The sequence below is a fragment of the Methylibium sp. genome (genome assembly GCF_035762065.1).
In the GTDB taxonomy this organism is placed as follows: Bacteria; Pseudomonadota; Gammaproteobacteria; order Burkholderiales; family Burkholderiaceae_C; genus Methylibium.
The window spans coordinates 71777-83841 of the sequence record NZ_DASTPW010000043.1; the positions used below are offsets into that span (position 1 = coordinate 71777).

A 12065-nucleotide genomic window follows, 5' to 3' on the forward strand; every position below is an offset into this window, starting at 1 on the left:
GTCGTCAGGGCTTCCTGCGGCCGTGCGTCAGCGTCGTGCCCGGCGCGCACCAGCCTTCGGCGTCGTCGGCCGGTCGCCTCACCGCGACGCCCCAGTCGAGCGGCTGATCCTGCACGTAGCGCTTGCCGAGCTGCCAGGCGGTCTCGGCGCGCGCGAGTTCGACGCCCATGTAGAACGCATGTGCCGCGTCGTCTTCGAGCCCCAGCTGCGGCCACAGCGCGAAGGCGTCCTGCGCGACGCGCAGGCCGTCGCGGTTGTAGACGTGCAGGCCCTCGGGCGCGATCTGCACGCGAAAGTTCGGGTCCTTCACCTGCGCGGCGGTCGCGGCGATCTCGTCGGCGCTGTCGGGGAAGGGGTGGCGCGCGTGCACGGTCGCGAGCGCGGCACTCAAGCCTTTGGGCAGCTGCTGGTGCCGCTGTGCGGCGTGCATCACCCGGCGCGCGACGTCGGCCTCGGCGATCGCGCGGCGCGCGTGCTGGCTCACCTGCGTCGCCAGCACCGCGGCGACGTCCAGCTCGGCGCACACGCCGAACAGCAGCGCGTTGATGCCGCTGGTGTCGGCCTCGGTCAGCTCGGTGAGGTTGCCGATGCCCATCATGATCGGCGCCTGCGGGAAGCGCGCGCGTAGCGCCTGGTAGCGCACGAGCGAGGCGGTGAAGCCGAAGGGGATCGGGTCGAGGATCGGGTCGGCCAGGTAGGGCTTGCCGCGTGCTTCCATCCGCTCGATCGCCTCGTACAGCGTCGCCATGTCGGCCTGGTCCTGCGCGATCAGCACCGGCACCGACTCGCACTCGTCGGCGATCCACAGCGTGTCGAGCTTCAGGCTCAGCAGGTAGTCGGCGCCGGCGCGGCCGCCGCGCAGCAGCTCGTCGGCATCCATCGAATCGACGCTGGCTTCCAGCCCGGCCGCCTGCACCGCGCGCACGCAGTCTTCCAGGTGCGGGAAGGGCGTCGCCGGCAGGCAGCCGATGTCGATCACGTTGGCGCCGTCGGCCGCGTAGGCGCGCGCGCGCTCGACCACCTGCTCGACGGAAAGCCGCGGCGCATCGACGATCTCCGCGAAGATCGCGACGCGGTACTCGTCCAGCTCGATCGGCTTGGCCGCGCGGTCGAAGAAGCGCGGCAGGTCCTTCAGCTCCTCGGGCCCGCGCTGCACCGGGATGCCGAAGTGCCCGCTCAAGCCTTCGACATCGCCGCGGCAGCGGCCCGGAACGATCACGCGCTCGGCCGGCAGTTCGCGGCCGTCCGCCTGCGTGAACACCAAGGGCGCGGCGACGCGGCGGCGGATCATGTCGGCCGTCATCAGCGCGGCGACCTGCAGGCCGATTTCGCGGACGTTCCACTCGAAGGCCGGCGGTTCGATGCTCGCGAGCACCCTGCGCAGGTTCGCCTCGGCCAGCCGCCCGGTCAGGAAAACGATGCGTTCCATGCGAGCTTCAATGCGGAGAGCCGCACGTCGAGCGCCGCCTCCAGGGACTGCGGCGTGTCCACCACCATGCAATGCTCGAAGCCGCGCAGGCGATCGACGTTGTCGAGCTCGATGCGGCGCGGCCGCAGCGTCAGCCACTCGCTCGCATGGTTGCGCGGCGCCTTGGTCACGACCACCGGCTCGGTGTCGCAGGCGAACACCAGGCTCGGCACGCCGAGCTTGCCGGCCTGCGCGAACATGTTCGTCGGCAGACTGTCCGAAAAGCCGAAAGCGCACTTCGCGACGGTGTTGCTGGTGGCCGGCGCGATCACCACCGTGTGGTAAGCCTCGGCATACAGCCGGCCGACCGGCACCGAGCTCGCGCTCTTGTCGCGGAACACGCGGAAGCGCTCGCGCAGCGCTTCGAGCCGCCAGCCGTACAGCGGCAGCACTTCGTCGGCCGCGGCGCTCAGGTAGAGGTCGACGTTCGGCAGCCGCTGCGCGAGCGCCATCGACTCCTCCAGGTAGTGGCCCGAGCCGGTCACGCACCAGGCGAAGCGCGACGCGGGCGGCTCGTCGGTCGCGCTCGCGTGCTCGTCGCCGAGTTCGGCGGCCCAGCGCTTCGCGTCTTCGCCGACGAGCGGATGCGGCTTGCCGGCGTTCATCGGCTCGGCCGGTCAAGCCGGGTGCGACAAGGCGATCTGCAGCTTGTGCAGCTTGCGGTAGAGGGTGTTGCGGCTGACATCGAGCGCCTTGGCGACATTGCTCACGTTCCAGCGGTGGTCTTCCAGCAGTTGCAGCAGGCCTTCGCGTTCCTTGCGCTGGATCGGGTTCAGCGCGGGTCGGGCCGGCGTGCCGTCGGTCGCCGGCGGCGTCGCGGGATTGTCGACGTGGACGCTTGCCGGCGCGAGCGGTGCGGGCTCGGCCCGCAGCCGGCCGAGGTGCTCGACCTCGATGCGGCCGTCGTCGCCGGCCAGCGCGAGCGCGGCGCGCAGCGCATGCCGCAGCTGGCGCACGTTGCCCGGCCAGCGGTGGCCTTCGAGCAGCGCGCGGGCGTCGGCCGCGAGGCTGGCCTTCGCGCCCGATTCGAGCGCGAGCATCGCGTCGATCAGCTCGCGCTTGTCGGTGCGGTCGCGCAGCGCGGGCAGATCGACCTCGAAGCCGCAGAGCCGGTAGTACAGGTCCTCGCGGAAGCGCCCGTCGGCCACCATCTGCGCCAGCGGCCGGTGGCTCGCGCTCACGAGCTGGAAGTCGACGTCGATCGTCTCCTCGGCGCCGAGCGGCGTGACGCGCCGTTCGTCGAGCACGCGCAGGAGCCGCGCCTGCAGCGCGAGCGGCATGTCGCCGATCTCGTCGAGGAACAGCGTGCCGCGGTCGGCCTCGAGCACCTTGCCGCGCCGCCCGCTGCGCAGCGCGCCGGTGAAGGCGCCGGCACGGTAGCCGAACAGCTCGGCCTCGATGAGGCTCTCCGGCAGGCTGGCGCAATTGACCGCGACGAAGCCGCCGGCGGCCTTCGGGCTCGCGGCATGCAGCGCGCGTGCGAACACTTCCTTGCCCGAGCCGGTCTCGCCGTGCAGCAGCACCGGGATGTCGCGCGCGATCGCGCGGCTCGATTGCGCGAGCAGCCGCGCGAGCCGCGCGTCGCCGAAGCTCGGCGCGGGGCCTGCCGGCGGCGCGCGCCGCGCCTCGGCACGCGGCGGCAGCGCACGCGCACGTGGCACCAGTCCGCCCGCCTCGCCGGCTTCGAGCTCGGCCGCCGGCGGGCGCGCGACCACGAAGAAGCGGCTCTGCCCCTGCGCGCCGTAGCTGACGACCGGATGGAAGGCGCTGCGCCGGCCGCGATCCACCAGATCGGCGAGCCGCGCATGCAGCAGCTCCTCGAGCCGGCGACCGCGCAGCTCGCCCATCGAGCGCAGGCCCAGCTGGAACAGCGCGCTGCGGTTGCCGGCGACGACGGCGCCGCGATCGTCGAGCGCGAGCCTGCCTTCGTGCAGCGTGTGGATGAACTCCGGCCGGCTGTGGAAGTGCAGCAGGTGCGCTTCGGGATGGCGCGACTCGAGCAGCCGGTTCTCGATCATCTGCGCGGTCATGCCCAGCAGCACGAGCGAATGCTGCTGCTGCAGGCTGGAGCGGCTGGTGACGTCGAGCACCGCGGTCATCCGGCCCTGCGGGTCGTACACCGGCACCGCCGAGCAGGTGAGCGAGGTGAGCTGGGTGAAGAAATGATCCTCGCGCCGCACCGCCACCGGGCTGGCCGCGACGAGGCACGTGCCCATGCCGTTGGTGCCGGCCTCGGCCTCGCTCCAGACGGCGCCGACGTGGAAGCCGAGCGGCGTCACCGCGCCTGCGAATTCGGGCGACGCGACCATGTGCAGGATCACGCCGTCGGTGTCGGTCAGCACCACCGCCGATTCGTCGTCGGCGAGCTGCTGGTGGAGCGTGGCCATCTCGTGGCGCGCGCAGTCGAGCACGTCGGCGAGCCGCTGCTGGCGTTGCGCGAGTTCGGCCGCCGAGAGCACCGAGGGACGCAGCGGCCGGTCGGGATGCAGCCGGTATTCGTCGAGGCAGCGCGTCCAGGAGCGCGCCATCAGATCGTCTTCGCGGCCGCGTGCGCCCTCGCGCACGGCACACAGGATGCGGTCGGCGTGTTCGCCGCTCGTGCGAACCCGCGGCGTGGCCGATGCGCCGCCCGGGTCCGTCGACGCCGGTGCGGCCGCCGGCAGGCGGTGGGTGGTGGTGCTGCTCATGCGGTCCCCTTGTCGTTGTCGGCGGCTCGCCGGTCGGACGCAAGGCGATGGGCCTGGGCGTCGCGGCGGCACCGGCATGCCTTCGGTGGGGCCGCAGAGCGTGTCGCCCCGTCGGGTCATGCTGTGTCGATTCTGGCGCGAGGCCCCACGGCGCGGCCCGTGCGGCGAGCCGCTTGGACGAATTGCCACAGAATCGGTCGCCGCCAGCCGTTGCCATCGGCCGGCCTTGCCGATGATGCGCGGTCGCGTGGCACGCCGCCGAGGAGAACGACATGACCGCCGCCCGCTCGCTTCCCCCGCCCGTGCATGCATGGCCCACCGACGAAGCCGCCGGCGCGCCGATGGACCTGATCTTCATCGAAGGCTTCACCGGCGAGACGGTGATCGGCATCCATGACAACGAGCTGCACCGCCCGCAGCCGCTGCGCATGGACGTCACCGCCGGCCTGCCGCACAGCCGCGCTTGCGACACCGACCAGATCGCTGACACCATCGACTACGGCGTCGTGCGCGACCGTCTGCGCCGCCTGCTGGCCGAGCACCGCCACACGCTGCTCGAAAGCTTCGCCGAGGAGGTGGCCGACATCCTGCTGCGCGAGTTCGGCGCGCACTGGGTGCGCGTCGCGGTCGTCAAGCCGAGGAAGTTCGACGACGTCGATGCGGTGGGCGTCGCGATCGAACGCCGCCGCGCCGCGCCGGGCAGCGCGGCGCGCACCGGCGCGACGGTGCTGAGCCTGATCGGCGCCGGCATGGTGCCCGGCGGGCGCTGAGCACAGCACGCTCCCAAAACAAAAGCCGCCCGAGGGCGGCTTTTGTTCGAGCTGAACGCCGAGCGATTACTTCGCGGCGAACGGGTGGGCCGCGCTGCCCTTCTTCTGGACCACTTCACGCGCGGTCGGCGAGCCCGAGACGGCGCGCTTGATCGACTCGCGCACGGCCTGGTAGTTGTATTCCTGGATCTTCTTGTCGTCGTCGGCGAGCCAGTGGATGAACACGCCCACGCTGATGAACAGGTTGTCGGCTTCGTCGGCCGGGATGGTGCCGTCCTCGACCGAATCGGCCACCGCCATCGCGACGCCGCGCTGGGCCGGGCCGAACATCTGCACCGCTTGCTTGGCGCCCTTGATCGTGACCTTGTTGAACATCACGGTGGCCGGCTTGCACAGCAGGTTCGGCGCGACGACGGCGAGCAGCGAGGTGAAGCCGTCCTTGTTGTTCGTCAGGCTGTTGGCGAACGCGGTTTCGGCAGCGCTGCCGCGCGGCCCGATCAGCAGGTCGATGTGGGCCACTTCGTTGCCGTCGCCGACGAGCGATTCGCCGACCATCATCCGATCGATCTTTGCCATGTGGGTCTCCAGGAGCTTTCTGAGGGAAGGGGATTGCGCACCGGCACGAGCCGGCACGCGGGGGAACTTACACGTTCCATGCCAGTGGCGCAATCACGAATCGCCTTGAGACAAACCCGTCCCGAGCTCGATGCCGAGTGCGCCAGCAAGGAACAGCGTCGCGACCGTCAGGTCCGCGCAGGTGCCAGGGTTCAGTCGGCGTTGCTTGAGGCTCGCATCCCATTGCGCGAAGGCCGGCGCCGCGTCGACCAACTCGCCGCCTTCGAGCCGCGCCAGCCACGGTCCGGCCTCGTCGGTGACAGCCTGTGCCGCCGCCACGCCGTGCTTGCGAACAATGTGTGAATCGAGATCGGCACACAGCAGGCGCAGGTAGAGGCGCTGCACGGCGCGCGTGGCCGTCGCCGTGTCGTGCAGGCCGCCATCGGCCGCGAGCGAGGACAGGCCGGTGCCGAAGACCTCGTCGAAGTTCGTCGCGTAGGCGCGCGCGACGCGATCGCGACCGGCGGCCAGTCGCATCGCCTCGAGCAGGCTCAGGCTCGGCGGCGCGTTCACGTCCTGCTGCGCGCTCTGGCCGAGCCCGGCGGGACGCGCCGCGGCGATCGCACGGAAGGCTCCGCCGGCATCCTCGACATCGAGCGCGCCGAGCACGCCTTGCAGCGTGCGGCGCAAGGCCTGCGCATCACATGGCGCGGGGCAGCGTTCGATCGCCGCGGCGAGCGGCGCGCACAGCAGCACGATGCCGAGGTTGGTGTTGCAGCCGGCGACGTCGAGCGTGGCGCGCATCGCCGCCTCGATGCGCGCGCCGACCCGCGCGCCGCGCGCGAACAGCCCCGCTCGCGCGGCCTCGGCGCTGTCGAGGAAGAGCTGCGCGTCCATGCCGTGGCCCGGCGATGCGGCGCTCACGTTGCCCGGCTTGCGCACCGCCACGTCGAGCGCGCAAGCGCGCACGAAGGCGGTGGCCGGATCGACGGCCGTCATGCGCGCCGCGCGGGTGCGGCCGACGCGAGCTTGCGATCGAGCAGGTCGTCCACCAGCGCGCGCGCGATCGGAAACGGCGTCACCCGCTGCAGGCCCTGCCAGGCCGCGACGCCGTTGACCTCGAGCACCTGCGGCCCGTGGGGCGCGGGGATCAGGTCGACGCCGGCGTAGTCCATCCGCAGGGCCGCTGCGGCGCGCTCGGCGATCGACGCCAGCGGCGCATCGAGCGGCTGCGCGACGCAGCGCGCGCCTTGCTTGACGTTGTGGATCCAGCCGCGGCCGATGCGCTTCATCGCGGTGAGCGCGCGGCCGCCGACGACCAGCACGCGCCAGTCGAAGCCGGGGCTCTGCAGCGCCGGCACGAAGCGCTGCAGGTACGCGAGCGCGCCGAAGTCCTGCAGGGCGGGCAGCGGCACGTGCTCGCCGTCGACGAGGCCGACCCGCCGCAGCCCCTTGCCCTGCGAGCCGAACAGCGGCTTGAGCACCAGCGCATGCCCGGCCGCGCTCTCGCGCGTGACGAGCCGCTGCGCCTGCGCCGGCGACTCGATCGCCCAGGCCGGCGGCGTCGGCACGTTCGCGGCATGCAGCAGCCAGCTGGTCGTCGCCTTGTCGACGCTGCGCTCGATCGCGCGCGCATCGTTGTAGACCGCGACGCCCAGCTCGCGCAGCGCATGCAGCACGGCGAGGCGCTTGGTCACCTGCTCGAAGCTGCCGCCGGCGATGCCGCGCACGATCGCCGCATCGGGCAGCTCGCGGCCGAAGCCGGGGATCGCCAGACCGTGCCAGGCGACGGTCGTGTCGATGCGGCAGTCCTCCAGATCGACGCAGCGGCCCTCGGCGCCGCGCGCGCGCAGCGCGGCCTGCAGCTGGCGGGTGTGCCAGCCGGTTTCGTCGGTGAGGAGGGCGACGCGCATGCCGCGGCGTCAGGCCTCGCCCAGCCACTGCCCGCGCAGCAGCTCCAGGTTCAGCCTGCCGCCATGCCAGGTCATCCCCGACTGCAGGCTCGACACCCACACCTCCGCCGGCGCGAACAGGGCGCCGTCGATCTTGTAGAAGTCGTAGTCGGCGGCCTTGAAGATGTCGGCGAAGCCGCGGCCGTAGTCGCGCGAGTTGAGCGAAGGGAGCTGCTTCGCGAGCTGGCGCGCCTCGTCGTCGCCGGCGTCGACCACGAGTTGCACCCGGCCGCCGTAGAGGATCGCGTCGTTGGTGCGGCCCATCGCGGCGAGGCCGTCGCCGGCCGGCGGCGGCAGCGGTGCGCTGGCGCTGCCCTCGACGATGCGTTCGAGCGGGAAGTGCAGCTCGTGCGCCTTGTGCAGCGCGACTTCGAGCACGCGCGCCACCACCTGCGTGGTGCCGGCGAGGCTTTTGGTCGGCGTCAGCACGAAGCTGAGTTGCGAGGCGCTCAGGCCGCAATCCTTCAGCACCTTGTCGATCACCACCTGCGGAGGCGGCTGATCGACTTCCAGCACCAGCACGCCGCTCGGCGCCTCGGCGCCGGCCGCGCGCGCGACCGGATCGCGATAGCCCAGCTCCTTGAACAGCTCCTCCTTGCACGCGAGCGCGCGCGCCGGGCCCGAGCCGAGCGAGAAGAACTTCTTGCCGCCGGTCTCCTCCTTGCTCGCCGCGAGCGACCAGCCGGCGTACTGGCTCGCCAGGCAGGCGAGCACCGGCTGGCTGCTCGACACCTGCAGCCAGGTCGGCCAGCCGTCGGCCACCGGCGCGAGCGCGCTGCGCAGCGAGACGCTGCCCAGCCCGCCCATGCAGATCGCGCCGACCAGCAGTCCGGCCTCGACGCTGCCCGGCATCGCGATGCCTGCATCGACGATGCGCACGCCGCTCGGGTGGAGGGCGACGCCCACGCGCAGCCGCTCGGCGTCGTCCACCAGCCGCTGCAGCAGCGCCTGCGCGCTGCGGTTGACGCTCAAGGGGCTGCTCGCGAACGCTGCCTGCGTCGGCGTCGGCGAAGGATGGGGATCGCTGCTCATGCTCGTCTCGCTCGTCTTTCGATGTCGTGGTTCAGGCGGCCAGCCAGGCCCGCAGCGCCTGGCGCCTGGCGGTGAGTGTGCGCTGCACCGCGGCGGCATTTGCGTCGCGTGCTGCGAGGCTGCAGACCGGATCGCCGGCTTCGAAGCGGCTGCCTGCGGCCGGCAGGTCGCAGGCGTCGGCGCGTGTGGCGAGCGCGCCGGCCTGCTCGCCGGTGAGCGTGAAGGCGCGCCGCGCGAACACGGTCTCGATGCCCGCGACACCGGCATCCGGCACGGCCGCGACGTCGGGCGCCTCGTGCGCCGCAAGCCCGCAGGCCTGCAGGTGCCAGCGCATCAGCGGCTCGGCCGCGTAGAGCGCCATGCTCGCCGACGGGCGCGGATTGATCTCGAGCAGCGAGGCACGGCCGTCGTGCCACAGGAAGTCGAGGCTTGCCAGCCCGCGCAGCGCGAAGGCTTCGACGAGCGCATCGATCGCCTCGCGCAGCGCGCGCATCGCCGCGGCCGGCAAGCCGACCGGCCCGATCGCGCCGCGATAGACGTACGGATGCGCGCCGAACGCCCGCACGATCAGCCGGTTGATGCCGACGAGCCGATGGCGCAGCGCCCCCGGGCCGACGAGCGCCGCGACGAACAGGGCCGACATCGGCGTGCCCGGCGCCTCGCGCTGGAAGTAGGCCGTGGCCGCCGGGCTCGCATCCGCCGCAGCGGCGCGGCGGATGTGCCAGCCGCCGCAGCCGTCGGCGTGCTTGCGCAGCCAGCCGCCGTGATGCGACGGCGGCTCGAAGGCCGTCTCGGGATGCGCGAGCCCGAGCTGCTCGAGCAAGCCGAAGAAGCCGCGCGGGTCGCGCACGCGTCGCACGTCGGCCGGCGTGCTGCCGATCAGGCGCAGCGCGCCGGCGCCGGCTTGCAGCACATCGGGCCGGCCGTCGAGATCGCTGCCGGCGATCCAGCCGAGCGCATTGCGGTGGGCGGCGAGGGCCGCGACGAGCTTCGCGCCGTCGATCGCCGGCACGCCGTGCGCCGCGTCGCTCGCGATCGACTGCCATTCGTGCGCGGCGCGCCGCGTGTCGAGATCGCCGAAGACGTCGAGCGCGACGACGCGAAAGCCCTCGCGCGTTGCCGCTTCGGCGAGCAGCCGCGCCGAGCGCGCCGCGACCACCAGCGTGTCGCCGCGCGCCGTCATCGGCGCCGGTTGCCGACGAGCTCCCGCCCGTTGCCGCGGCCCGCCCCGCCGGCGCCGCGGATGCGGCTTCGCCGGTCCGCCCATGGCGCCCCCAAGGGTCGCGCCGCCGGTCCTCCGGCGCCGCGGGGCCACGGCGAAGCCGCGACGGGGCGGAGCACCATCAGGCCGCCGATTCGGCGAGGAACTCGCGCGCCATCGTCAGCGCCTCGACAAAGCTCAGGTTCACCGGCTCGCCGTCGCTGCCGGCGCGGTGCATCTGCGTCAGCAGCCGGTGCTGCGTCTGGTACTTGACGTTGCCGATCGCGAGGGCACCGATGCCCACCGTCTGCGAGTAGCCGCCGCCCGGTGCGCTCAGCAGCTTGCCGCTGTCTATCACGCCGACGCCTTCGAGCCCCATCGGCGGCACCGCATTGATGTCGGCGGCCACCAGCAGCTGCTTGGCGCCCGCCCGGTCGGCGGCCGACAGCACTTGCACGCCCGCCGCCGCGCAGCCGAGCACCACGTCGGCATCGGCGATCGAATCGCACACGGCCCGCGCATCGGCGCCGGAGACGCCCTCGCAGCCGCTCGCGAAGCGCGCGTTGGTCTCGTCGGCCGCGCGCTTCGCCGCGTCGAGGCCGAGGTGGCTGGAAAGGCGGACGTGCGCGCCGACCCGATGCGCGAGCACGCCGGCGATGCGCCCGACGGTGCCGGCGCCGCCGAGGATGGTGACGCGCTTGCCCTTCAGGTCGATGCCGTGCAGCTTCTCGAGCTGCCGCTCGACGCAGGCGATCAGCGCCGCCGCGGTGGTGAAGGAGCCGCTCGGGTCGGCCATCACCGAGACGACGAAGGGCGGGACCATCGCGCGGCGCGCCGCGTCCATCATGTCGGCCGCCAGCATCACGTCGCGCCCGCCGATGAAGATCGCGGTGCGGCCGACGCCTTTCGGCCCGCGCGAAAAGATCGCGTCCTGCGTCAGCCCCGCGACGTTCGCGAGCGTCACCTCGCTGTAGGTCGGCAGCAGCTGGTAGCCGGCGTCGGCGGCCATGTTGATGTCGAACGGGCTCATCTGCTTGCCCGGCGTGAACATGTGCAGCACGAAAGGGCGGTCGAAGCTGCGGCGGCGGTCGGGGATGGTGACGTTGCTCATGGGGGCTCGAAGGATCGGGTCGTCAAGACGAAGGCGCCGGGGTGCCCGCGGCGCGGTGCGTGATCGATGCACCGCGGCTGCGCGCGGCGACGATGCGCAGCGCAAGCGTCGCGGCGCAGACGCCGGACGCCTGCAGGGCGCCAGCCGCGGCGTCCGCCTCGGCCTTCGAGGGCAGCAGCGCGAAGCCGGTCGGGCCCCAGGAGGTCTGGCCGGTCGCGAGGCCGCGCGTCGCGGCGAGCCAGTCGCAGGCGCGCTGCACCGCGGCGCTCGCATAGAGCCGGCCTCCCTGCGCCGGCGCGAAGTGGCCGCCGACGAGCTTCTGCACCGCCGCGATGCCGGCCGAAAAGGCGGCGAAGTCGCCGCCGGCGGCGCCCGGCAGCACGCGCATCAGCACCTCGTGGCAGACGGCGGCGGCGTGCTCGCGGCCGAAGGCCGGCAGCGCGGCGATCGCCTGCTTTTCGTCGCTGCCGCTCAGGCCGCGCTCGGCGCCGTCGAGGATCAACAGCACCCGCCAGTCCGGCGGCGGCTCGATGCGCGCGACGAGCGGCGCGGGGCTGCCGTCGGCGCCGGGGCCGCCGTCGAGCAGCAGACCGCCGCGGTCGAAGCCGGCGATGCCGATGCCCGAGCGCGTGCCGCGGCCGAGCAGGCGGGCGATGCGCTCGGTCGGCCAGTCGAGCCCGTGCCAGGCGCAGAACGCGCGGCCGACCGCGAGTGCGAGTTGCGTGCCCGAGCCGAAGCCGGCGTGCGCCGGCAGCGCGGCGGCCAGGTGCAGTTGCAGCGGCGCGTCGAGGCCGGCCGCTCGCTGCAGCGACGCGAGGTGCGACGCGGCGCGATCGAGTTCGGCGCGATCGATGCCCGCGGCCGCGACGGCCTGCGCGGTCGCCGCGGCGCGCAGCTCCACCGCCGTCTCGAGCCCGTCGATCACCAGGCCCAGGCTGCCGAAGCGCCGGCCGAGCGTCGCCGAAGGATCGAGGAAGCCGAGGTGCAGCCGGCCCGGCGCGCGCACGGCGACGCAGCGGCCGTCGTGCCGGGTGTCGTTGGCGGGGTTCGGGGAGCTCATCGGATCGGGCGGATCGGGCGGGTCGGCCGACCGTAGCGGGTGGCGCGATGGCGCGACCTGCGAGCAAACCCTGTTCCTGCGCCGCCGCGTGTTCCAAAGTCCGCGCTCTGGCGGCCGCTGTGCCGAAGCGCGCACAGACTGTCCCGTCCCGGTGGAAAAAAGCCCCGGCGGTCGGCCGACCGCCGGGGCACAACGGTGGGCGACCGGGCGGCCGTCGCGCCACCCGATC

11 protein-coding genes are annotated in these 12065 nt (G+C 73.1%); 1 reads left to right on the plus strand and 10 read right to left on the minus strand.

Annotated features, from left to right (window positions below; all coding sequences use genetic code 11):
• Positions 1 to 4: 4 nt before the first annotated feature.
• Genes VFR90_RS11825 through VFR90_RS11835 form a run of 3 tightly spaced genes read right to left on the minus strand, consistent with a single transcriptional unit; the run spans position 5 to position 4155 of the window.
• Positions 5 to 1429, minus strand: a complete 1425-nt coding sequence (locus VFR90_RS11825) for a DUF6513 domain-containing protein (protein WP_326406336.1) — start codon at positions 1427 to 1429, stop codon at positions 5 to 7.
• The gene (locus VFR90_RS11830; RefSeq protein WP_326406337.1) at positions 1408 to 2073 is read right to left on the minus strand and encodes a flavoprotein; all 666 of its coding nucleotides are present in this window, start codon (positions 2071 to 2073) and stop codon (positions 1408 to 1410) included. Before VFR90_RS11830 ends, VFR90_RS11825 begins: the two co-directional genes overlap by 22 nt.
• A gap of 12 nt (positions 2074 to 2085) precedes the next feature.
• On the minus strand, positions 2086 to 4155 hold the full coding sequence (locus VFR90_RS11835; protein ID WP_326406338.1) for a sigma-54-dependent Fis family transcriptional regulator: 2070 nt from the start codon (positions 4153 to 4155) through the stop codon (positions 2086 to 2088).
• 341 nt (positions 4156 to 4496) lie between these two features.
• On the opposite strand from VFR90_RS11835, the gene VFR90_RS11840 reads away from it, so the two are divergent.
• The gene (locus VFR90_RS11840; protein ID WP_414676529.1) at positions 4497 to 4925 is read left to right on the plus strand and encodes a dihydroneopterin aldolase; all 429 of its coding nucleotides are present in this window, start codon (positions 4497 to 4499) and stop codon (positions 4923 to 4925) included.
• 66 nt (positions 4926 to 4991) lie between these two features.
• Here the strand turns inward: VFR90_RS11840 and fae are convergent, their stop codons facing one another.
• From fae to VFR90_RS11875, 7 genes are all read right to left on the minus strand, one after another.
• Complete coding sequence (fae, locus tag VFR90_RS11845; RefSeq protein WP_326406340.1) at positions 4992 to 5501, minus strand: formaldehyde-activating enzyme; 510 nt, start codon at positions 5499 to 5501, stop codon at positions 4992 to 4994.
• Positions 5502 to 5594: 93 nt separating this feature from the next.
• Positions 5595 to 6479: a triphosphoribosyl-dephospho-CoA synthase gene (locus tag VFR90_RS11850; protein ID WP_326406341.1), complete on the minus strand. Its 885-nt coding sequence runs from the start codon at positions 6477 to 6479 to the stop codon at positions 5595 to 5597.
• The gene (locus tag VFR90_RS11855; protein ID WP_326406342.1) at positions 6476 to 7393 is read right to left on the minus strand and encodes an ATP-grasp domain-containing protein; all 918 of its coding nucleotides are present in this window, start codon (positions 7391 to 7393) and stop codon (positions 6476 to 6478) included. The genes VFR90_RS11850 and VFR90_RS11855 overlap by 4 nt, the downstream gene beginning before the upstream one ends.
• A gap of 9 nt (positions 7394 to 7402) precedes the next feature.
• On the minus strand, positions 7403 to 8464 hold the full coding sequence (gene mch / locus VFR90_RS11860) for a methenyltetrahydromethanopterin cyclohydrolase (RefSeq protein ID WP_326406343.1): 1062 nt from the start codon (positions 8462 to 8464) through the stop codon (positions 7403 to 7405).
• Positions 8465 to 8495: 31 nt separating this feature from the next.
• Positions 8496 to 9647 carry an ATP-grasp domain-containing protein gene (locus VFR90_RS11865; protein ID WP_326406344.1) on the minus strand — a complete coding sequence of 384 codons (1152 nt, stop codon included), beginning with the start codon at positions 9645 to 9647 and terminating at the stop codon, positions 8496 to 8498.
• Between the two features lie 160 nt (positions 9648 to 9807).
• A complete protein-coding gene (locus VFR90_RS11870; RefSeq protein WP_326406345.1) occupies positions 9808 to 10776 on the minus strand; it encodes an NAD(P)-dependent methylenetetrahydromethanopterin dehydrogenase in 969 nt (322 codons plus the stop codon).
• A gap of 22 nt (positions 10777 to 10798) precedes the next feature.
• Positions 10799 to 11836, minus strand: coding sequence for a beta-ribofuranosylaminobenzene 5'-phosphate synthase family protein (locus tag VFR90_RS11875; RefSeq protein ID WP_326406346.1), 1038 nt, complete (start codon positions 11834 to 11836; stop codon positions 10799 to 10801).
• Between the last annotated feature and the right edge of the window lie 229 nt (positions 11837 to 12065).